Raw genomic sequence first — 22,695 nt, 5'->3', positions numbered from 1 at the left:
AATACTTATCTAGTCATATAAGTAATCAAATGTTAAGATTACTATCTGTATTACATGATTTATTTTCCGAATTTTCATTCGTTTCGAGGGTGAAATGTGGAATTCTGATTTATTTATGTGATTAGTTTTTATATCTTTACCTATAAAGATATTTTTATTGGATAATAGAAAAAATAAATTTTTTGTTATTGGTGAAAAAGAAGTGAGGATAGTATATGAAGAAAAGAATTTTAATCGTAGAAGATGAAGAAAATATTCGAGAAGTATGCAAACGGTATTTAGAAAGAGAAGAATATGAAGTTTATACCGCTGTAAATGGTAAAGAAGGTTGGGATTTATTTCTTACACATCAACCAGATTTAATTATATTAGATTTGATGATGCCAAAAAAAGATGGATGGGAATTATGCGAGGAAATTCGTCAACAATCAAATGTCCCTATTATTATGTTAACTGCTAAGGGAGAGGAAAGGGATCGAATTTTAGGCTTAACAATGGGGGCAGATGATTATTTAACAAAGCCATTTTCCCCTCGTGAATTAGTATTAAGGATTCAAATTATACTAAGAAGAGGAAGCCATGTACAAATACAAGCGAAAGAATCCTTATTGGAAGTGATAGAGTTTCCAGATTTAAAAATATATCCAAAGACAAGATATGTACTTGTTTGTAATAAGGAAGTGGAGTTAACGGTGAAAGAGTTTGAGGTACTTTATCTCATGGCAAAGCATCCAAAACAAGTATTTTCTCGCTCGCAGCTTCTTGAATTAATTTGGGATTTTGGACATGAAGGAGCATCAAACACAGTTACCGTGTTAGTGAGTCGTTTACGTGAAAAGCTCGAGAAGCATACGATAAAGAATCGTTGGATTCATACGGTTTGGGGTATAGGATATCGCTTTGAGCCAAATGGAGGAAATGAAACATGAGATTACGTATTCAATTGTTACTCATGAATCTATTAAGTACTAGTATTATGGTAATTGCTATATGGTATAGTGATACGAAAATGTTACTTGAACCGGAACAAACGCGGTTATTAACAGTAATTGCATTTGTGGCATTCATTATTTCAACGTTTATTTATTGGTTAATGACACGTCCTATCATGAGATCTATACAAAATTTAATAAAATTGACGAAACAATTTAGTGATAGACACTTTGAAACGATGTATATAATTGGGCAAGAACCACGTGAGTTTAAAGAATTGGCAACAGCCTTTCAACAGATGGCAAAAAAATTAGAAGAAGGGTTTACTAAGTTAGAGGAACAGGAAAACTCTCGTAAGGAGCTAATTACCAATATCTCACACGACTTACGAACACCTATGACTAGCATGCAAATGATGATAGAAGCATTACAAGATAACCTGATTGAAGATCCTGAAATGAAAAAGCAATACTTAGCAACGGTTTTAAAAGAAATAGAAAGATTAAATGGATTAATTAACGACTTATTTGATCTTTCAAAGTTAGAGTTTGAGCAAGTAGATTTTCACCCAAGTTTCACACATTTAGATAAAGTTCTATTAGATGTATTAGAGTCACATTCTGTCTTATTAGGAGACAAACAAATCCATGTGCAATTGGATGTCCCTGATACATTACCTCGACTTTTGATTATGCCTTGTAAAATAGAAAGGGTCATAGGTAATTTATTACATAATGCAATTCGATATTCTCCTATCTCTGGAACAATTGAATTGACTGTAGTGGAAAATAAACCAACTCAACAGGTCCAATTCACTTTGCGGGATGAAGGAATGGGAATTTCTCCAAATGATCAATTACGCGTATTTGAACGTTTTTTTAGAACAGATCGATCAAGAAGTTCACAATCTGGAGGTTCCGGACTTGGATTAGCTATTGCAAAATCATTGATTGAAATGCACAAAGGGGAAATTGGTGTAAGGAATCGCGCAGATGGTAAGCAGGGAAGTGAATTTTGGTTCACTCTTCCCATCACATCAGTAAAAAATAAGACGGCTGAAAGACTTTTGTAACATTTACGTTAGAAAAATGAAAGACCTTCTTGTTAACATACTACTACACAGTATGTTACAGGAGGTTTTTTACTTTATGAAAAGAAAATATGTATGGCTTATAGGTGGTTTGATAATTGTATTGGGGATTTTATGGTCATTGTTCCGACCAGAGAAATTATTTATTGATAAGCACGTAAATGAATCATTGTCACAAGCAGAGATACAATCAACTGAAGTAAGGCAACAAAGTGATCGAGTAATAAGGGAAGGTCAGTTTCAAAACGGTGTCCATGAAACAACTGGAACGGCAAAAATTTACCAATTAGCGGATGGAAAACGTGTTTTACGACTTTCTGATTTTGCAACATCTAATGGGCCAGATGTACGAGTTGTATTAGTTCCTACAAATCGTTTGAAAAATAATGAAGACGTGAAAAACTATCAGTATATTGAATTAGGAAAATTAAAGGGAAATAAAGGAGACCAAAACTACGAAATTCCTGAAGGGATAGATGTAAGTGAATATGGTTCGGTTTCTGTTTGGTGTAAAAGATTTAATGAAAACTTTGGTGCGGTTTATTTTAATAATTAAATATGAACTTAAAATTTCCTCTTACAGGCAAAATTCATCGGGGTAATGATAATAGTTGCAGCGGACTTAGTTGCTAAGAAGGGCACTCATAAGAGTGTTTTTTTCATATTCTTCAATATTTGTATATTTTAGAGCTATTGGACGTTTACGGAGAGATTTTATTTAGTGTGGAAGCGTACTGTCTGTGAATAGAAGGATGAATAATATGTTACAGGAAAACATAACTCTTTTATAACTTGATTTTGAAGGAACATATACTTTTTTCATTTATCGGCTTGTAAAGAAGTATGGAAATTAAAGTTTATAATTTAAAAGTCAGCTTAAAGATGCAATAAGCAATTTGAATAGTAATCTTAAGTAAATAAAAAAGAGAGAGGAGCATCGATGAGCTCTTCTCTCTTTTTAAATCTAATTAGGGTTTCCATAACTGTAAAGGGGATGGTGTAAATTGTTGGATATTACCAAAATATTACTTTAAGTTAAGATTATAAAAAAAAGAAGTTCCTTTTTTCTGAAAAATAAATATTAATGCAAAATTAATGATTAATATTCAAAAATGATTTTATAGTTCATTAATTTATTACTTGCTATCTATATTAATCATTTATTGCAACAGCTTTCATGTCCAAAATTAAATGTTTCAACAAAGGATAATATAAGTATCATTATAATGATTTTCCAATATAATCAATGTGTTAATGAAAGGAACTCTGTGTTATTTTTGCTTTTCTACTAACTAATACAGCTTCAAACAAAGGACACAATTGCTACATGCTAAGTGTAATCTATTACCCATTCAAGATTCTGTTTATTCAATCTTTCTAAAAATAAAAAAATATTGTACTCATAAATATACAAGCTATAATGAGGGCGTCGAGAAAGAATTTATTACCTCTAGAGAAAGTATCAAACCTAGTTTTTTTGCAAAAATCCTAATGACATTGTAAATAACCTTTTAAATTTGGACATACTGACATGATTACTCTAAGAAAGGTATGTGATCAAAAGGAAAAGTGTATTTGACACGAGAATGAAAGCGTATTCAATAAGGTCTTGTTTTGAATCAGTCATTTTAGTAACTTAGATTCAACTGCAATTAAAAATAATAAATTATGGGGGTGCTTATATGAACATGAATGTAGCATCTATTAAAGAAAAAAAGGTTGTTAAATACAAAAGTTGTTTTGATGTGATTGGGCCCATAATGATAGGTCCTTCAAGTTCACATACTGCAGGTGCTTTGGCTATTGGAACAGTAGCCAATAAATTATTTCAAGGTCTTCCAAAAAAAGTCGTGGTAAGGTATTATGAATCATTTGCTGAAACCCATAAAGGACATGGAACTGATTTTGCGATTATTGCTGGGATACTAGGATTTGCAGCCGATGACAGCAAAGTGCCAGATGCTATTAAAATAGCAGAATCTAAAGGAATCGACATTACCTTTATTGAAAAAGCGGGTGATAGTCCTGCTGATCATCCAAATACGGCAGATGTATATTTAGAGGATGAAAGTCGAAGTATTAGAACGATGGGTATTTCTGTCGGCGGTGGATTAATTGAAATCAAACATGTTGAAATTGACGGATTTAGTTTAGATCTGCAGGGGCCATTGCCAGTCATTATTGCAATTTCCGAAAGAGCTGACTTTGAATTTGTCTTACGCAGGATCTTTAAACAATATGATGTAGAAATTAATAACTTTCATAGTTTAGAAGGAAATAGGAAATATTTATATGCATTCGCATTGGATTCGCTATTGCCTGGTAATCTCCAGGAGGAATTAGGAAATTTAAGCAATATAGCTAAGCTCATTATTCTTTAGTTACATTAGGGAGTGAAAAAATATGTATATGGCCATAAAAGAAATTGTGGATGCAGCTAATAAAAGCCAAAAGACAATTTATGAATTAGCAATTGAACAGGAAATTGAACAAACTAAATCTACTTATGAAGAAGTTTGGAGTAAAATGGAACGAAATTTAGCGACTATGCAAAATGCTATAAATAAAAGTATCGAGGGCGACGGTGTATTTTCTCCAACTGGTTTAACCGGAGGTGATGCTGTTAAAATTAAAAACTATCGAGAAAATAGGAAAACCCTTTCTGGAGATTTGATGGTGTTAGGGATCCAAAGTGCTATCGGTGTTAATGAAGTAAATGCTGCATTAGGAGCTATTTGTGCAACTCCAACAGCAGGTGCGAGTGGGACGATTCCGGGAGTCCTATTTAGTATTAAAGATACGTTGCAGTTAAGTCATGAAGATATGATTCATTTTCTATTTACTTCAGCGTTATTTGGAACGATAGTCGCAAACAACGCTTGTATTTCAGGAGCGTACGGAGGATGTCAAGCTGAAGTAGGCAGTGCCTCAGCGATGGCGGCTGCAGCTGCGGTAGAAGCTGCAGGTGGAACGCCACAGCAATCTTCTGTAGCTTTTTCGATTGCATTACAAAATTTACTCGGTTTAGTTTGTGATCCGGTCGCTGGCTTGGTAGAAATTCCTTGTGTAAAGAGAAACGCCATTGGAACGGCAAATGCTTTAGCAGCAGCGGACATCGCATTAGCCGGCGTAAACAATATCATCAATGCTGACGAAGTTATTGAAGCGATGTATAGAGTTGGAAGACAAATGCCTCGCGAATTAAGAGAGACAGGTTTAGGTGGAATTGCAGCTACACCTACAGGGATTGCCATTAAAAATAAAATCTTTGGAGAGAAACAATCAAATCAATGAACAATTATCGGGTATATTGTGAAATAGTTAACAATCTATTCTCTATTGCTCGCCTAAGGATGTCTGTATATTGGGGGAATTACTAATAAAATATACCACTATATAATTGGGATATTTTATAATTTGTAACAACCCCGTCAGGTTGATGCTTCGCCAATTTTTTGATTTTGATTAACTTAGAAGAAGGATATACGATGTGGCGCACTTTATAAGAAATTCATTTTTCAAGAACGGTCTATATTCCGATGCCTTAAATAGAGAAGTAAGAATAGAAAACTAGGAGGAATTATTATATGAATGGGAATACTGCAAAAAACATAGAATTTCAAGTTGATAATACTGCAGTAAAAAATGAGAAATATCTAGACCCTAAAAAGTGGCATAAACAGGATACTACCTGGGCATTGAGTCTATTTGGAACAGCAATTGGAGCAGGAGTACTCTTCTTACCTATTAATGCAGGTTCAGGTGGTTTATTATCATTGCTGCTAATTACCATACTTGCATATCCTGTTATGTATTACTCACATAGGGCGCTTGCTAAAATGATATACGCTTCTAATTCTGCTGATGAGGGGATTACAGGTACAATAAGAGAGTATTTCGGAAATAAGGCAAGTATAATTTTTAACATAGTATATTTCGTTTCAATTTATACGATCGTGCTGATGTATTCGGTTGCACTTACAAATACTGCAAGTAGTTTTATTGTGCATCAATTGCACATGCCGGAGCCTCCAAGGGCCATTTTATCGCTTGTATTAGTACTCGGTCTTATCGCTATACTAAATTTTGGTCAAGATATTACTGTAAAGATAATGAGCATGCTAGTATATCCTTTCATTGTGTCTCTACTTTTTATCGCAATATCTTTAATTCCACAGTGGAATACGTCAATGCTAAGTTTTTCAAGTGTTTCTACTGCTTCAACTGGAACAGGATATTTTGGAACAATATGGATGGTACTACCAATCATAGTATTCTCGTTTAATCATTCTCCTATGATTTCGTCATTCGTTATGAAACAGAGAGCTACGTATGGAATAGATGCTACTGATGCCAAGTGTGCTCAAATACAAAAAGTTTGTTATATCATGACATTCGTTGTTGTTATGTTCTTTGTTTGGAGCAGTACTTTAAGTTTGACTCCAGATGATCTTAAGGTGGCAAAAGAACAGAACTTGTCAATCCTATCATATCTTGCTAATGAGCTTAATTCGCCAGTAATTACTATTGCGGCTCCTATCATTGCGTTTGTGGCTATTACAAAGTCTTTCCTTGGCCATTATATAGGAGCGTATGAGGTAATGCGTGACATGATTATCAAGTCCGGTAAAAAACGTGGGAAAGATATAGGAGAAAAAACAGTTAAGACAATGATTCTTACTTTTGTCGTATTAACATGTTGGTATGTTGCTTATGCAAATCCAAGTATTCTTGGAATCATTGATGCCCTTAGCGGTCCGTTAGTTGCTGCTATCTTATGTCTATTACCAATGTATGCAATTCGTAAAGTGCCTGTACTAGCTAAATATAGAGGGAAGATGAGCAATGTATTTGTTATTGTTATAGGTATCCTTACTGTCCTAGCGAGTATTAAGTCGTTATTCTAATTTACTATTGTTAGTTCTGATGCAAAAATAGTGGGATATGAAAAAAGAATGAAAAATTCCTAGCGGAACTGAATTAAATATTATTAAACCAGAGCGATTATGGTATTGGACAAACTTTTCCCCTTGGGGAGTTTGTCCTTTTTTGATTATAAGCATAACTTCTATTCCAGCAATCACTTTCTTAGCTGTTTGTAATGAGTTTAATTCAATCATATTATGGTGCCAATTAATGTACATCAAGCTAGTATTTTGAAAGAAACCTTCTTATTTTTCGTTCTGGAGAATATCCGTTTCTTAAGTTAATGGTTTTGAAGTCACCCTTAAATGAAAATTTTCTGTCTCTACATTTAGTTATTTTGAGAAGTCAGCTCATTTTTTGTTTTGAGGCGTTTCTTTTTCTTAAACTGTTGGATATGAGTACCCTCTAGTATAAATTTTACTATTGAAACAAGTGATTTTAACAACGTTAGGAGTGTTCCAGACAGCACAATGTAATTTGTGTTACATAGCAAGAAAAATAATCAAAATTTAAAGCGAGAAAAAGAAGCACCAAAGCAAATAACATCGGTGTTTCTTTTTTTGCGCTTTCGGGCACAGAGGTTCCTACAGCACTATTATAAAAGCGATTCTGGATGTAAGGGATTTGTAAGGAATAGGTAAGGAAAAAGAGATTTTCATTGTATACGATAAAAATATAAAGTAGCGCGAAGGGGGAAACAGGTACGACTTATATATGAAAAAAAAACCAGTGAAAAGAGTGTTTTAAAGAAAAGAAGTAATTTCTAGAGTTAACATACATGTGGAAAAAGAGGGAGAAGGCATTTTATATTAAAGTTTGTTTATAATAGCTTTTTAACCTGTTAGGGGGATCGTAAAGTAAATTATTAATTACCTTGAAAATTTCTATTTCCTTATAGTACTAGGCATGCTGTATTAAAAATTTTAATTGTGAAGGGAGAATTAATAAATATGAGCACGAAAAAAAGAATAGGGAGTAAGTTATTACTTGTCAGTGCAATTTGTGCGATAACTATTCCTTCGGTTTCATATGCGGAGGAAGTAATTTCACCTGAAAATTTCGAGGATTATTCAAACTTGTTCGAGGGACGGAATAAGGACGTGTTGAAAACAAGTTTATATCCAAATACATACAATAGCCCCTTCAGCCACCCATTTAAATCGACATTAAAGGAAACAAACACAAATATAAAAAAAATAGACAATATTGAAGATGAAAATCCTGTTATATCTACTACTCTTTCATTTATCCGTTCTATGCATGCTGAAGATTATAAATCTGCATTTGGTTTAACTTCTCGATCATTACAGAAAATAATATCCAAAAAATGGCTGAAGAACTATTGGGAGGAACTTCCTACGCAATTACAAAAAGGTTCTTTTATAGAAATTGGAGAAGTTACACAAAAAGAGACAAATTCTGTTCATACAAATGTAGAGATTAAATTAGTTTTTGAACAAATTACTGTACCTTTACTAATAAAACTAGATCCATCTGGAAAAATAGATGATTTTCAACTCAGTATGTCGTTTAGTCCTGTTGCAGATCGGCCATCATATAGTAAGCCTGAATCATTTATTGATAAAGAAGTAGTAGTTGGAAGTGGTGCATTTCCATTACCAGGAACATTATCTATTCCAAAGGGAAAGGGTCCTTTTCCAGCGGTTATTCTTGTTCATGGAGCTGGAGCAGCCGATCAGGATTCAGCAACGTATGCTTTAAAACCATTTCGCGATTTAGCTGAAGGTCTTGCCTCGAAAGGAATTGCTGTCCTTCGCTATAATAAACGAACCTATGAACATGGATTGAAAACAGAACTTAGTCCTTTTTATACAGTTGATAAAGAGACAACAGATGATGCTCTTTTGGTGACTCATTTTCTTCAAAATGAACCTATGATAGATAAGAATCAAATTTATATTCTTGGTCATAGTCAAGGTGGAATGATGATTCCGAGGATAATTGAAAAAGATCAAAAGCAAAATATTGCTGGGGCAATTGTGATGGGAGGAGCGGCCCAGGCATTCACAGACAATGTTTTAGATCAACTTGAGTATCGTCTTTCTATTGGAGAAATGAAACCAGAAGAATATAAATTTTACAAATCGCAATTTGAATTATTAAAGGATCCTAATTTCTCTAGTCAGAATCCTCCAAAGGATTTTTCTTTAGGACCACCAGTATATTGGGATTCTATCCGTAAAATTAAAGCAGCAGAAATGTCAAAAGAACAAAAAACACCGCTTCTTATTCTCCAAGGAGAAAGAGACAATCGAGTTCCATCAAAAATTGAAATTCCTTTTTGGAAAGAACAATTAAAAGAGCGAGATAACATTGATTATCGACTATATCCAAAGTTAAATCACTTCTTTACAGAAGGAGATGGAGAGTCAAGTAAACCTGATGAATATTATAGTCCTGCTAATATCCCTGAGTATGTTATAAATGATATTGCTACTTGGGTGCAAGGAAGATTGAAATAAAATTAGCAACTATATTTTTAAATAGCTATTTTCAGTTCTTAATATATATATATATATATATATAATTATATTATGATGTAAATGACTATAACGAACGGAGTAAAGTTTCTTATTCAAATACTTTAGATTCTCATACCTGGGGGCATCATCCATGCTAGCGTCTTAATATTTGGAAGTATATACAAATACTCTAAACGAAAAAACGGTATTCTTTCTATCTAAGATGTAGAAGGACTATCGTTTATTTTTTTTGAAATGTAAAAAATTTAACATTAATAACAGAATTATATAAACTAATAATGTAAAAGTTTTTGGCAAAATTAGGGGTGATGTTCATAAAAATGGAGAACATACTTCGTATTTTACGTAAAGAGAAAAAGCTTTCCCAAGAGATTTAGCTAAATCCCTTGGTGTAACAGTTGATTAAAGTTTCACTTTATTACTTGTAAAGGGTTATTCAATGTATCGTACTATTGAAAAATCCGAATTTAATTAATTAAATGAGATAAAATCTTTTTAAAAATAATGAAATTTTAGGAAAAATAAGGTACACTAGTCAATGGTTTTAGTTTAAAATCGATTGACGTTAATGTATACGGGGGAAAGATTGATGAACAATAATCCAATAAATGAATCAGTTGAAGAAGTTGAGAGAAAACGAGTAAGATCAAGCAAACGTTTTATAAATTGGAAGCTTATTGCAGCGGGTGTTGGTGTAATTGTACTTCTCATTGGAGGAATGAGTTATTATCAGGCAACTCACTTCAATTCAAATGTTACGATTAATGACACAAAAGTCGGTGGTCTGAACGCTGATCAGGCAATACAGAAATTAAAAACATCTGGACTAGCAAACAAAGTCTATGTCGATCAACAACAAATTTTAGATGAAAAAGAGACAAAAACAGAACTTACGGAAAAAGATTTGCCTCAAGTTAAGAAACTATTAAAAAGCCAGTGGACATTTTTCCCTTCCTCAAAGGAAAAAAATTATTCAGTGCTACCGGAAAAGGCGGATCAGTATCGTAGTGAAACGATGAAAAAACTTGTAGAAGAAAAGCTCATCTCTATGAATGAAAAATTACAAGCGCCTCAAGATGCTATGGCGAAGCTTGAACAAGGAAAAGTTGTTATTTCGAAGAGCGTTGATGGAAAACAGTATGACGTTACTAGTCTACTGAAAGATTACGACAAGCAGAAGTATAAAAGTGAAATTCATCTGAAGTCTACATACATACAGCCTATTAAAGAAGACGATCCGATTGTCAAAAAAGAGGAGAAAGCACTACAGAATCTTCTTGGGCAGTCCGTTGAGTATAAAGTGCAGAATGAAGTGTATCCTTTAAAAGCGAAAGATTTAATTCAGAATGCCTCTATGTCAAAGGATATGAAAGTTACAATCGATGCGAGCGACATTAAGAATAAGATTGCTGAAATTAATAATGCTAAATCAACATTAAATAAAAATTTCAGCTTTAAAACCCATTCCGGTTCGGTCATATCAGTAAAAGGACAAGGCTACGGCTGGGCACTAGATGTTGAAAAAGAAACAAAACAAGTTCAACAAGCTTTTGAAAAGGGTGAAAAATCGCTATCTGCTTCTAATATCCATGGAAATGGTTGGGAGAAGGAAGGTATCGGTTATGAAACAACATCGAATAATGGCATCGGAGACACGTATGCGGAAGTTTCAATTGCAGATCAACAAATTTGGATTTATAAAGATGGGAAATTAGTCGTCACAACAAATGTAGTAACTGGTAAACATAGCACGAGTGAAGATACATCACCAGGTGTGTGGTACGTTCTATATAAACGAACACCATACACTCTGAAAGGCAGCGCAGTAGGTAAAGCTGATTATGCAGTTAAGGTAGATTACTGGGTTCCATTCACAAATAGCGGCCAAGGATTCCATGATGCAGGCTGGCGAAAAGACTGGGCAAATAATGCTTATTTAACAGGGGGATCAGGCGGGTGTGTAAACCTTCTTCCTAATGTTGCAAAAACTGTATATGATAGTTTGAACACTAATGATCCAGTTATTGTGTACTAGAAAATAGCTACGTATCAAGAAATAAATAAAGCAGGAAATCTTATCTGATGGTACATGAAAAAACACCTCTTGAATTCGCATATTTAGTGTGCAAATTCAATGGAGGTGTTTTTTGTTTGAAAACAAGAGTTCATTGCCTATAAGAAACGAAGTAGAAAGAGATTGAGATGATAAATAGATATTCAAATAGTCAATAAAATTGACACTGAATATCATTTTCATTTATTATGAAATCGTCGCATGTAATTGGACATGATTTTTGTGAAAAAGTTTACTTTTTTATTAATATAATAGATTTCTATTAAGGTGTCCCATTTAAGAATTTAAGCGTAGGAAAGGGTAAAATAAAAATGAACTGGAAAAAAGGCGGATTATGGATTATTATTTTTTTCATTGTAAAAGGTACGATTTCTACACTTTTAATAGTTACAGGTGCTAAATATTTTGATTTATCATTTATGCAACTTTTCGTACTAATACTGATCTTATTACTGATTTCTCTCATAAGTCGAAAATTGCTGCATAGACATAAACAAAACAAAAAGCAAAAAGAGCTAAATATATAATGAAGCCCCAGAGACCTTTGGATTTCTGGGGTTTTACTATATATTTAGCTTCTTACTATTTGTGGAAAGTAAAACTCCCAGCTCAAAATTTAGGTGGTACAGAAGTTTGTTGGGAGCTGATTAAAGTTTCACTTTATTTCATAGCGCATGATCTATTTTGATTAATTGTCAGGTTTTTATGTATCCTCTAATGACAAGGTTAAATCCTTTCAAATCGGTCAATCACCGTTTTTTTGAATTCACTAAAAGTGGCTGAACCTATGCAGAATAACGATACCATCTCTAGCAAAATAATTAACTATCTCATGCAAGAAAGTTAGGCTAGTTAATCGCATATGTTTTATTGAAGGGATGTGATTGAATTATGGAACGGCCGAATTGGGGAATTGGAGGATTAGTATTCGTTGGCTGCATGTTTCTTGGCGGAGGAGTGGGATCTATATTAGGTGATACTCATGCTGGATGGCTAATAGGGATGGGTGCTGGATTTATTGGGATGGCTTTAACGAGACTGATCAGAAAGTAATATAACGGGATTCTTCTTCGGGTAAATAAGGAAATATGTATGTAAGTAATTCATGGTATAAGAGCTCTATAAGTTATAGTTAGAAGTTTCTCTTTTCTAAATTTCTCCATACATAGATATGATTCTCAAGTCGGAGGAGGGCACCTTAGGGTGTCTTTTTTATGCTCTCTAAAAATGTCTTAACATATATAGCCGAGTTAATTCAAATAATCAAGAATAATTGAGCTAATAGATTTCGTTAGATTGCCATTATCTTTTTTGTAATAGAATAGATTCATTACCGTTTCAGACCGATGTATTCATTCATAACCTAACAGTAAAAGGGGGGATGATTAAAGGCATGGCGATTAATGATGAATTAATTTGTCAACAGTTTGCAAGAATTATCGGCGGCCAAGAAGGATTCGCCGGTGGAAAATGCGTGGCAACAATAAATCGGGATGAAATACAAGCGACAATCTTAGGAAAACGTTTTAGAGTAACAACTTCCTTCTCATTCGAATCACGAGATAATAAAACTGGACGGGCATTATGTCTAGGGCGGGTAGCACTCTTACAAAAGGAAGTCACTGAATTTGTTGCTATAATTATTAAACAAGGAATAATCGTTTCGTCTATACACAATGAGTGGTTATGTGATGATCCAAATTTAATTTACGTTAATATCGAAGACGTTGATGATCCACTAATTTTCGCAAGGAAAGTCAGAAGAGCGTTCTGCAATTAACCAATTTTTTTAGTTAAATGAGTGATTGTGTTGATTAGAATATTTCAGATTGTTGAATGGTATACTTGGAAAATAGATTTAAGTAGATGGTTTTATAAAATCTCATATATAGCTAAAAAGATTAACTCCATTTTGATCGCTTTTTTTCAAAATGGAGTTTTTATATTTACTTTTAAATAAGGACTGAAGAGAGCTTTTTAATCAATCTTTATTCTAAAGCTAAAACCGAGCATACATTATGCTCGGTTTTCAATAGGTAGTTTAAATGTAAAAGTACTGCCTTCTCCTAATTCACTTTCAACGGTAATTTCTCCTCCGTGTAGTTCTATAATCCATTTTACCATCGACAATCCTAAACCTGTGTTTCCATTGTTTGAAGATGTTCGTGCTGCGTCAACTCGATAGAAGCGGTCCCATATTTTCGCAATATGTTGCTCGCTGATGCCTATGCCATTATCGGAGACCTTACCTATTATGTTGGTTTCATCCCGGAACAGTTGCATATTCACAGTGCCGTTCGCTTTGCTATAAGCAATCGCATTCGTTAGTAAATTCATTAATAAACGCATCATCAATGTTTGATCTGCTTTAATAAACAGGTCTTCCTCTATATGTGTTGTTATATTAATCGAATCTTCTTGAACCATTAATGAAAGCTCTTCTACAACGATTTCCGTTAATTCACTCATATTGATACATTCAAATTGAAAAGTATTATGCTTTTCTTGGTCAACTCGTGCTAATAATAAGAGTTGCGAGATTAACGTGGACATTTTACGCGATTGCCTTAAAATTACTTCTAACGATTCTTCCATTTCTTTCGAATTATTCTTCTGCGATAAAGCGTATTCGCATTGCGAAATAATAACAGATGTTGGTGTTCTTAATTCATGAGATGCGTCAGATGTAAATTGTTTTTCACTTTCGAATGATGTCTCCAATCGCTCAAACATTTTGTCAAAGGTTTGTGCTAAATGATACATTTCGTCTTTCGATGACCCTTGTAAATTAATTCTCTTCGAAAGGTCTTTACCATCACCAATTTCACTGGCTGAATCACTCATTTGTTGCACAGGTCGAAACGCTCTTTGCGTAATAAAATATCCTCCCACTGCCGCAATGAGAATAAGTAATGGAAATGAGATGAGTGTTACCACAATAAGCGTATTCATGGTCGATGATAATTGATTCATGGTCATTATGCCACGAACCCAGACTTGCTCATCGCCGCCTACATTATGAAGAAAATCATATACTATCCATTCCTTATTACCGTCTTTAATGGTTTGTATTTCATCGGATTTAAGCGATACCTTTTTATTAAAGGTTGTTGGATTATGTCCTGCCAGCAGCTCACCTTGTTTACTATAAATGATGATATTTACTCCATCTTCTAAGGCTTCAAATTCATCGTCAATCTTTAACTGTCCATGCTTATATTCGATATCTTCAATGCTTTCTTTTACTGTGCTCTTCAATTGATTTTTCATATTAAAGAGCACAACTTTATCTGAAGAAGTTAAAATAAAAGCTAACACGAGTGCCATAATAATTACAACTAGCCCCGTATACCATAGGGTCACTCTCATTTTTATTGATAGTCTTTTCATGATTCAACTCGCAATACGTAACCAGTGCCTCGTACAGTATGAATTAACTTCGTTTCAAACTGGCTATCAATTTTTTTACGAAGGTATCGGACGTAAACATCAATAATATTCGAGCCACCTTCATAGTCGTAATTCCACACATGTTGCTCAATTTTATCTCGTGTCAACACAACTTCTTTATTACGAATCATATATTCTAAAATAGCAAATTCTTTACTGGAAAGATTGATAACTTGATCTCCTCTTGTTACTTTATGCATATTGCAATCCACCACTAGGTCAGCGATTTCAAACACATTAGATGTATTTCCTGTTTTTCTTCGCATCAACACTCGAATTCTTGCTAACAGCTCATCAAAAGCAAAGGGCTTTACTAAATAATCGTCCGCACCTAAGTCGAGTCCTGTTACGCGATCATCAATTGTATCTTTAGCTGTAAGAAGCAAGACAGGAGTTGTATTATTGTCCGCACGTAATCTTTGTAATACTTGTAAACCATCTATTCCGGGAATCATAATGTCAAGCACAATCAAATCGTAGGTAGCCATGCTTATATAATCCAAAGCATCTTCTCCATTCCCACATCCATCGACACTATAATATTCTGCATTTAATCGTTTTACCAATATATTTTGTAAGTCTTTTTCATCTTCGACAATAAGAACTCGCATTAACATTCTCCTTTTCTTCTTATTTATATGTATCACTATAATTTCAAAACATTAAAGAAAGATTAGAAACTATTTAATTATATCATTTTATCCCGCATTAACGGGCAGTAAGACTCCTACCTCAAAATTCGGCGAATGCGAGAGAGTTAGGTGGGAGCCCTGCTGCCCGTAAAAGCCCGATTGGTGAGGGCTGATTAAAGTTTCACTTTATTTTTTTGCACATTAATCTTCCTTTAATGTTTGTTCAGTAATATAAGGACATGGATAAGGTGCACATGTAAAGGGAGGAGAACATAATGGGAAAATGGATGATGATTGGAGCAATGTCTTGTTTATTCTTAACAGCTTGTTCTACTCAAGCTGATAACGATACAGAAATACAACAACTGAAAGTAGAAAACGATACATCACAAAAAGAAGGTACGCAACTACAACAAGAACCACACAAAACAGGGCCTGCTATGAATGATACTAAGCAAACACAAGATTTCAAAAACGAAGTCACATCTATTGTAGAAAAGGCAAATAATACGAAACCAGTTGGAGCAAAAGAAGATAACTTAAATACGTACTTAGCAGCAAAAAAAGAAATTGACCAATTAGATGACAAGATAGATCTATCTGATGATCAGCTAGAAGCAGATTTTCACGCTGGAACGATAACTGTTGAACAATATCAAATACAAGAAAGAGAACAAGATATACTTGAAGATCAATTAGAGCAAGCAGAAAATGTACTTGAAGCAAGATTTGGAATAAATGATTAATTATTAAGGAGTGGATGGAAATGTTAAAACATAAAAAGAAAATAATTATAAGTGTAATTGCTATTTTAGTAAGTGGTATTGCTATTGTTGGTGGATATTATGGTATGGGCTACAATTATGCGAAAAAGAATGAAAACTATACAGAGAAACAGGTTCGTGAAATTTCTTTAGCTCATACAAATGGAGAAATTATTAATGTGAAAAAAGAATTCGAATTAGAAGATGACAACTTAGCACAATCTAAATTTGAATATGAAGTGGAAATCAAGACACCTGAGAATCTATTAAATATTTTAAAGGTTAGTGCTAGAACAGGCACAATAGAAATCAATAAGGAAGATTAAAAAAATTGACAAATAAAATATCACGTATTTTAAAAAACTTCTAACAAAATTTGTTAGAAGTTTTTTCACGTTTATACTCTACTATTCTAAAGGGGGACTTGCTACATCGCTATCAAGTTAAGAAATACACTCATCTAAAAACAAAAATATAGACTGTATTCATCATTTTCTACTCCTCACAAAATGATTGTTTCTTAATCTGGGTGAATTTTTAGGTTGAAGGTTACGGTTCTTCAAACCGTTGCTGCACTTGCGAAAAAAGGGGCCAAAATTCCGGCTCCTTTTTTTCGCTATTTGCGTGGCAGTAAAACTCCCACCTCAAAATTCAGCTGGAACAAAGAAGTTAGGTGAGAGCCCTGCTGCCCGTAAACACCCGATTGGGAAGGCTAATAATCAGTTGGGATGAACAAAACCCCCTACTGATTAAAGTTTCACTTTATGAAGACCTAGTTAGTTTGGAAGTTTGAAAATGATGAGGTGATACAAGTGCAAACAGGAGTTATTTGTAAACAATGTAATAATGAATACAAACATCTAAAGCAATATGATAAAAGGTTGGTGGTCCTCCATGCCCATCAACCTTTTATTATGAAGTAACACCTAAACGTATTATATTATTGTTTTTTATTAAAAAACATAAAAATAATTTATTTCTATTGATAATTACCAAACATAATTGTAAAATGTTTGTATATATATAAACTAAATAGACTTTCGTTTGATTTTATAGAGGAAGATAGTAAGTGTTAATAATAATAAAATAATGGTTATATCACCTACAAAGAGCCGTAAAAAGAATGGAACCAGTACGGAAAAGATACTTTTGTGAAAAATTCAAAAAATAATAATTATTTACTCTTGAAGAAAATTTACAACCATATGGAGAATAAGGTTATACAAAAAAGTCTTAAAAGGGGGACGAAATTATGGAACAAAGAAAGTTTTCAGTAACACCTCAAGATCGAATGAATTATGTATTAGGTCTTTATTCTGCAGATCAACAAATTAATACAGTTCTTTATTTTCCTGTAGGTATATCAAAGGAAATACTTGAACAATCAGTAAGGATAACGTTACAATTGCAGCCGGTTTTGAACAGCCGGTTTGTAGAAAATGATATCCCTTACTGGGAGGAACATTCATCTGCCACTAACTCACCTATTTGCCTTTTTGCAGAAGGAAATAATCAAGAACTTGAAATAATGGCAATAGACTTTATTAAGGAACCCGGTGATCGTATTCAGGGGCCTATGGTTCAAACAAAATTATTACGAGGCACTACAACAGATATGTTAGTTGTGAAATTATCTCATCTATGTTCAGATGGCGCAGGGGTCAAGGAATATATTAATTTGCTTGGAGCAATTTATACTAAACTTTCCTTGGGACAATCTAAGAATCAAATTATGAAGGAATTTGGTGAGGGAAATGAGAGTTTTCGAGATCAATCACATGTATTCAAATATGCTGGAATATCGGACATAAAAAGCGCGTATCGTCCTAACCAAGAACAACAGGCATCGTTATGGTCTTTTCCATCTCAACCCAACAAAAATAAATCCCCTCAAATGTCCGTACGGCGGTTGAGCCATGAGCAATCTCTACGTCTAACCCAATGGACAAAAGCACAACAGGCTACCTTGAATGATGTAATCATGACTGCATACTTCCGAGCTTTATCACATTTCACTGTGTATGCAGAACCTCGCACCGCAGAAAAAATGATCGGTTTAACAATTGATTTACGTCGATATCTGCCTAATTATACAACTGGTGCTATTTGCAACTTATCCGGCATGGAAATGCCAGTGATTAAAATGGAGGATAATGAATCATTTAATCAGACTCTCGTTCGAATTAAACAATCAATGGATAAAATAAAGTCTCAAAATCCAGGTCTGTCTTCAGCAGCAGGAATGGAGCTACTGGCAGGTATGAAGCTATCTGTGGTGAAGGAAATGTATAATCAGCAATACGAGCAGGCTTTACAGATGGGGATGGCGTTGCCGTTACTGACAAATTTCGGGGTGATCGCTGATGAACCTATTCAGTTTGGTGAAGTTCAAGCTGAGGACGGGTATATGACATCACCCATTATGTATGCGCCATTCTTTTCAATGGGTGCAAGCTTTTATAATGGAAGACTTACATTTACGATTGGTTATCATACACCGGATACATCAAAAGAAAAGGTAGACAAATTTTTAGAAAGTGTTGTTAATCAACTATCATAAATAAAAGAGAATATAGCGCGAAAATTTCTAGCGGAATTGTATTTTAGTGGCTCGTCCCCATGTTCATCAAGCTAATATTTTGAAGTATCCCTAAAACGAAAATTTTATATCACTACAACAGTTATTTATGAGAATTCAGGTCATTTTTTTCGTTTTGGGGTATTCGCTTTTCTTAGCTTGATGGTTATGGGCGGTACCCCAGTAAAGAAAGAAATAGGGAAAATACCCTATTTCTTTTTATTTCTATAATAAAATATAATTATTAGGTCCAAAGTAATGATAATAATTAGAAGTAATACTTCTATAAGTGCTTCCGTTTTCCTATGCTGCAAAGACTTTATAAAGAAATCCCATTCTGTTTCATAGGGAGGCTCTGCCCAATTTCGTTGCAGTCCTACATAAATTCCATTTAAGAAAAAGACGATACTTAATAGAATCCTTCCAATAAATACGGCAACTATTTTTATCCCGCTATTTGTGGGCAATAAAACTCCCACCTCAAAATTCAGCTGGAGCAAAGAAGTTAGGTGGGAGTCGGGCTGCCCGTAAAAGCCCGATTGGTGAGGGCTAATAATCAGTGGGGATGAACAAAACCCCCACTGATTAAAGTTTCACTTTAAATTCCAATGCTTTATCTTAATTACATACAGGATTGGAAATAGTATAAGTACCCAAAAGACAATAATATAGATTGTATTTATCATTCTTTACTCCTAACAAAATGATTGTTTTTTTATAGGTGAGTTTTCGGATTGAAGGTGTGTTTTATTGTTATTGGTTGCGCACTTGCAAAAATAAGGGCCGGAATTCCGGCTCTTTTTTATCCCACAAAAGCCCGATTGGTGTGGGATAAAAAAGGAGGAATGGACACCCACCTGATTAAAGTTTCACTTTATCTCTCCGTCTCAAAAAACTCAATCCACTCTCCGTCAGGGCCAGCGAAGAATATGTAACGTGTTCCATCTGGTAATGTTTCGATTTCTTCTCCTAGTAAAAACGTTACTCCATGTTTTTGTATCCTTTTGATTTCATCCTCTAATGAATCCACTTTAAAACAAATGTGATGTACTTTTCCTTCTGCCGGAAGGGAAGAGTTGTAACCTTCAATTAGTTCAAGTATCGTTTCTTTAGATTCTTCCACACCTAAAAAAGCGAGTTTTAAGTCTGGATTTGGATGTCCCATACGTTTAATGAGTTGTAAGCCGACTACTTCTTCATAAAATGAGATAGATGTTTCTAAGTTTGCAACCATAAGTCCAACGTGTTCTATTCTTCTAACTGGCATGTAGATTCCTTCCTTCTTTCTGAAAATTATATACAATATATTATTGAAAATTAAGAAAATAAGCAAGATAAAAACCTTACAAATTTTAGCGTGTTATATGGTATAGTGAGAAAGTATGTTTGGGGAGAAGGAAGGAGATTATACGATGAATACACCTACTCAAACTCCTTCATTATCGGCAACGATGAAAGAGTGGCATTATGCATTAGCGTATGAAATTAAACATTGGAAAACGATAGGTGGTAGTAAAATTTCTATCATGAACGGTCGTTTTTTATATACAGATTATGAAAGTACAGTATACGTATTTCAGCTTATTTCGGAAGTAAGCTTACCTGAAGGTTCACCAATTCGAATTGAGTTCGATGGTGAGGAAGCGACGGGGGAAGTATTATCTGTACATGGATTAGAAATAGAACTGAAATTAAATGATTATATACAAGGTGAAATACGAGAAGCGGTTTTATACAGTGAACCGTGGCAATTGTTAGAACAACTACAAGAGCGATTGAAAGAGGCACATAAAGATAAGCTAAAACGTAATCGTATAAAGCGTCTTGTTGATGGGACGAGCAGTCCGAAACATATTGAAAAGATGAAAAATACGAAAAATGAATTGGCGTATCGTTCTTTTTACAATCCAACAACGTACGTGTGGGGACCACCGGGAACAGGGAAGTCTTACAATTTATCGCGTATTATTTCTGCTCATTATCAAAAAGGAAAATCGGTACTTGTGTTAGCTCATAGTAATGCGGCAGTTGACGTATTAATGAGTGAAGTAACGAAGCAAATTGAGAAGAAGAAGAAATGGACGCCTGGAGAAATTGTTCGTTACGGTTATAGTCAACATGAACATATACGAAATCATGAAACGTTACTTGCATCGAAGTTAGTTGAAACGACGAATGGATCTTGGGGAGAAGAAAGACTCTATTTAGAAGAGACACGACAAGATCTTCGTGAAAAGATTTTATCATATAAAGCGACTTCTGCTGATAAGAAGCGTATACAAGAGATTGAAAGTGATCTTCGAAAGCAAAAAGCGAAAATTAAAGAAGTAGAAAAAGAATACATTGAAAATGCGAAAGTAATCGGTGCGACTTTATCGAAATGTGCAATTGATTCACTTATTTATGAGCGTACATTTGATTTAGTTGTCGTAGATGAAGTAAGTATGGCTTATGTTCCGCAAATCGCATTAGCTGCTTCACTTGGGAAACGTATTGTCGTTTGTGGTGACTTTTTACAGTTACCTCCGATTGCGATGGCGAACCATGAACTCGTTCGAAAATGGCTCGGTGAAGATATGTTTTATCATGCAGGGATTGTTGATTCTGTAAATAAATCAGAAGCACATCCGAACCTTTTTATGCTGCAGGAGCAAAGACGTATGCATACGGATATATCGAAGTTTACGAATTCATTTATTTATAAAAACAGAGTATACGATCATCCATCTGTTTCAGAGCGTAAAGAACTTGCGAAACTGCAACCGTTCGCAAATGAGGCGAGTGTTTTATTTGATACGAGCTTAATGGGAGCCTTTTCTTTAAAAGACGCTGCTTCCGGTTCTCGTTTTAATATTATGTCTGGTTTAGTAGCGATGCAAATGATGTTAATTGGATTGTTAGACGGTGTTCAATCTATCGGTGTAGTTACGCCTTACAGGGCACAGTCCCGCTTTTTATCAACGTGCATTAGAGAAATGTTGCAGAGAACGAAATATCAAAACATACCAGTTTTAGCGGCGACGGTTCATAAATTCCAAGGTTCTGAAAGAGATATGATGATATTTGATACGGTTGATAGTTATCCGCAAGAACGACCTGGCGTGTTATTCTTTGACCATAAAAATCATCGCCTCGTCAACGTTGCAGTGACAAGGGCGAGAGGGAAGTTCATTCAATTATCAGATTGCCATTATATGCGTAAAAACCTTTCGAAAAAACAAGCGTTATCACAATTAACAGCTCATATAGAACGTCACGGAGATGTATATGATCGCACGACATCAAGACAATTGTGGGAGCGGAAAATTTCGAAACGTTTACGCTGGTTTATGGAAATGAATCTTGAAGAGCCGAAAGGGTTATTGAAAGATATTTTAGCCGCAAAACGAAAAATTATTATTTCACTTCCAAGTACAAAGCAAGTGGATAAGCGAGTCTGGCAAGCGTTAATGCGTACAAATGCGCAAATAACAGTGTATAGTGATGGACCAGTTCCGTTAAAAAATGTAAAGTTACAAAGACAAAATAAAGCATTCCCGTTTATCGTAATCGATGATGAAATCTTTTGGGCAGGAGCACCTCTTACATCTCAAATGATGTTTGAAGGTAGTATGGAATTTCCGTACATATGTGCAAGATTACAAGCACCTGAAACAATTGGCGTATTAAAAGGGTTTTTAGATATTCGGTAAATTCAGATAGGAATTCCTTGACTTTTGCCTGGAATGAACTTAGAATGAAAAT

General features: G+C 34.4%; 19 protein-coding genes and 1 pseudogene. 15 read left to right on the top strand and 5 right to left on the bottom strand.

Annotated elements, in window-relative coordinates:
• The first annotated feature begins 215 nt into the window (after positions 1 to 215).
• From MKY70_RS16645 to MKY70_RS16620, 6 genes are all read left to right on the top strand, one after another.
• The gene (locus tag MKY70_RS16645) at positions 216 to 929 is read left to right on the top strand and encodes a response regulator transcription factor (protein WP_088030858.1); all 714 of its coding nucleotides are present in this window, start codon (positions 216 to 218) and stop codon (positions 927 to 929) included.
• Positions 926 to 2,005, top strand: coding sequence for a sensor histidine kinase (locus tag MKY70_RS16640; RefSeq protein ID WP_060749927.1), 1,080 nt, complete (start codon positions 926 to 928; stop codon positions 2,003 to 2,005). Before MKY70_RS16645 ends, MKY70_RS16640 begins: the two co-directional genes overlap by 4 nt.
• Positions 2,006 to 2,081: 76 nt before the next feature.
• Positions 2,082 to 2,579 (top strand): DM13 domain-containing protein, encoded by a 498-nt coding sequence (locus MKY70_RS16635; protein WP_088030859.1) that lies wholly within the window; start codon positions 2,082 to 2,084, stop codon positions 2,577 to 2,579.
• A gap of 1,126 nt (positions 2,580 to 3,705) precedes the next feature.
• A complete protein-coding gene (gene sdaAB, locus MKY70_RS16630; RefSeq protein WP_060749929.1) occupies positions 3,706 to 4,404 on the top strand; it encodes an L-serine ammonia-lyase, iron-sulfur-dependent subunit beta in 699 nt (232 codons plus the stop codon).
• Positions 4,405 to 4,426: 22 nt separating this feature from the next.
• Positions 4,427 to 5,317, top strand: a complete 891-nt coding sequence (gene sdaAA / locus MKY70_RS16625; protein ID WP_002128063.1) for an L-serine ammonia-lyase, iron-sulfur-dependent, subunit alpha — start codon at positions 4,427 to 4,429, stop codon at positions 5,315 to 5,317.
• A 293-nt stretch (positions 5,318 to 5,610) separates the two neighbouring features.
• A complete protein-coding gene (locus MKY70_RS16620; RefSeq protein ID WP_341025273.1) occupies positions 5,611 to 6,930 on the top strand; it encodes an aromatic amino acid transport family protein in 1,320 nt (439 codons plus the stop codon).
• Between the two features lie 105 nt (positions 6,931 to 7,035).
• Here the strand turns inward: MKY70_RS16620 and MKY70_RS16615 are convergent.
• Positions 7,036 to 7,146, bottom strand: a pseudogene (locus MKY70_RS16615) (IS6 family transposase); the annotation flags it as partial.
• Positions 7,147 to 7,899: 753 nt separating this feature from the next.
• Between MKY70_RS16615 and MKY70_RS16610 the strand changes: the two are divergent.
• The 5 genes from MKY70_RS16610 to MKY70_RS16590 all read left to right on the top strand — a co-directional run bounded on the left by MKY70_RS16610 (position 7,900) and on the right by MKY70_RS16590 (position 13,307).
• Positions 7,900 to 9,432, top strand: a complete 1,533-nt coding sequence (locus tag MKY70_RS16610; RefSeq protein WP_341025271.1) for an alpha/beta hydrolase — start codon at positions 7,900 to 7,902, stop codon at positions 9,430 to 9,432.
• A 610-nt stretch (positions 9,433 to 10,042) separates the two neighbouring features.
• Entirely contained in the window at positions 10,043 to 11,488 is a 1,446-nt protein-coding gene (locus MKY70_RS16605) for a L,D-transpeptidase family protein (RefSeq protein WP_113770561.1), read from the top strand.
• A 350-nt stretch (positions 11,489 to 11,838) separates the two neighbouring features.
• Positions 11,839 to 12,054: a hypothetical protein gene (locus MKY70_RS16600; protein WP_002017170.1), complete on the top strand. Its 216-nt coding sequence runs from the start codon at positions 11,839 to 11,841 to the stop codon at positions 12,052 to 12,054.
• Positions 12,055 to 12,418: 364 nt separating this feature from the next.
• Entirely contained in the window at positions 12,419 to 12,580 is a 162-nt protein-coding gene (locus MKY70_RS16595; RefSeq protein ID WP_000441003.1) for a hypothetical protein, read from the top strand.
• A gap of 328 nt (positions 12,581 to 12,908) precedes the next feature.
• Positions 12,909 to 13,307 (top strand): DUF1259 domain-containing protein, encoded by a 399-nt coding sequence (locus tag MKY70_RS16590; RefSeq protein WP_341025268.1) that lies wholly within the window; start codon positions 12,909 to 12,911, stop codon positions 13,305 to 13,307.
• A 236-nt stretch (positions 13,308 to 13,543) separates the two neighbouring features.
• On the opposite strand, the gene MKY70_RS16585 is transcribed toward MKY70_RS16590, so the two are convergent.
• Positions 13,544 to 14,917, bottom strand: coding sequence for a sensor histidine kinase (locus MKY70_RS16585; RefSeq protein WP_341025265.1), 1,374 nt, complete (start codon positions 14,915 to 14,917; stop codon positions 13,544 to 13,546).
• The gene (locus MKY70_RS16580) at positions 14,914 to 15,588 is read right to left on the bottom strand and encodes a response regulator transcription factor (RefSeq protein WP_002128055.1); all 675 of its coding nucleotides are present in this window, start codon (positions 15,586 to 15,588) and stop codon (positions 14,914 to 14,916) included. Before MKY70_RS16580 ends, MKY70_RS16585 begins: the two co-directional genes overlap by 4 nt.
• Positions 15,589 to 15,884: 296 nt before the next feature.
• Here MKY70_RS16580 and MKY70_RS16575 point away from each other — a divergent pair, with 296 nt between their 5' ends.
• From MKY70_RS16575 to MKY70_RS16565, 3 genes are all read left to right on the top strand, one after another.
• A complete protein-coding gene (locus MKY70_RS16575; protein ID WP_002128054.1) occupies positions 15,885 to 16,355 on the top strand; it encodes a hypothetical protein in 471 nt (156 codons plus the stop codon).
• A 20-nt stretch (positions 16,356 to 16,375) separates the two neighbouring features.
• The gene (locus MKY70_RS16570) at positions 16,376 to 16,699 is read left to right on the top strand and encodes a PepSY domain-containing protein (protein WP_002084636.1); all 324 of its coding nucleotides are present in this window, start codon (positions 16,376 to 16,378) and stop codon (positions 16,697 to 16,699) included.
• A 926-nt stretch (positions 16,700 to 17,625) separates the two neighbouring features.
• Entirely contained in the window at positions 17,626 to 18,933 is a 1,308-nt protein-coding gene (locus MKY70_RS16565) for a condensation domain-containing protein (protein ID WP_088030865.1), read from the top strand.
• A gap of 227 nt (positions 18,934 to 19,160) precedes the next feature.
• Here the strand turns inward: MKY70_RS16565 and MKY70_RS16560 are convergent, their stop codons facing one another.
• Together MKY70_RS16560 and MKY70_RS16555 are read right to left on the bottom strand one after the other, a co-directional pair.
• Complete coding sequence (locus MKY70_RS16560) at positions 19,161 to 19,418, bottom strand: hypothetical protein (protein ID WP_412675704.1); 258 nt, start codon at positions 19,416 to 19,418, stop codon at positions 19,161 to 19,163.
• Between the two features lie 407 nt (positions 19,419 to 19,825).
• Entirely contained in the window at positions 19,826 to 20,218 is a 393-nt protein-coding gene (locus MKY70_RS16555) for a VOC family protein (RefSeq protein WP_001145282.1), read from the bottom strand.
• Between the two features lie 115 nt (positions 20,219 to 20,333).
• On the opposite strand from MKY70_RS16555, the gene MKY70_RS16550 reads away from it, so the two are divergent.
• Positions 20,334 to 22,643: an AAA domain-containing protein gene (locus tag MKY70_RS16550; RefSeq protein ID WP_140152269.1), complete on the top strand. Its 2,310-nt coding sequence runs from the start codon at positions 20,334 to 20,336 to the stop codon at positions 22,641 to 22,643.
• Positions 22,644 to 22,695 lie beyond the last annotated feature (52 nt).

This window comes from Bacillus sp. FSL R9-9492 (assembly GCF_038007365.1).
Taxonomy (GTDB): Bacteria; Bacillota; Bacilli; order Bacillales; family Bacillaceae_G; genus Bacillus_A; species Bacillus_A mycoides.
Note: the sequence above shows the minus strand (reverse complement) of the source record. Positions and strands in the feature narration are given on the sequence as shown.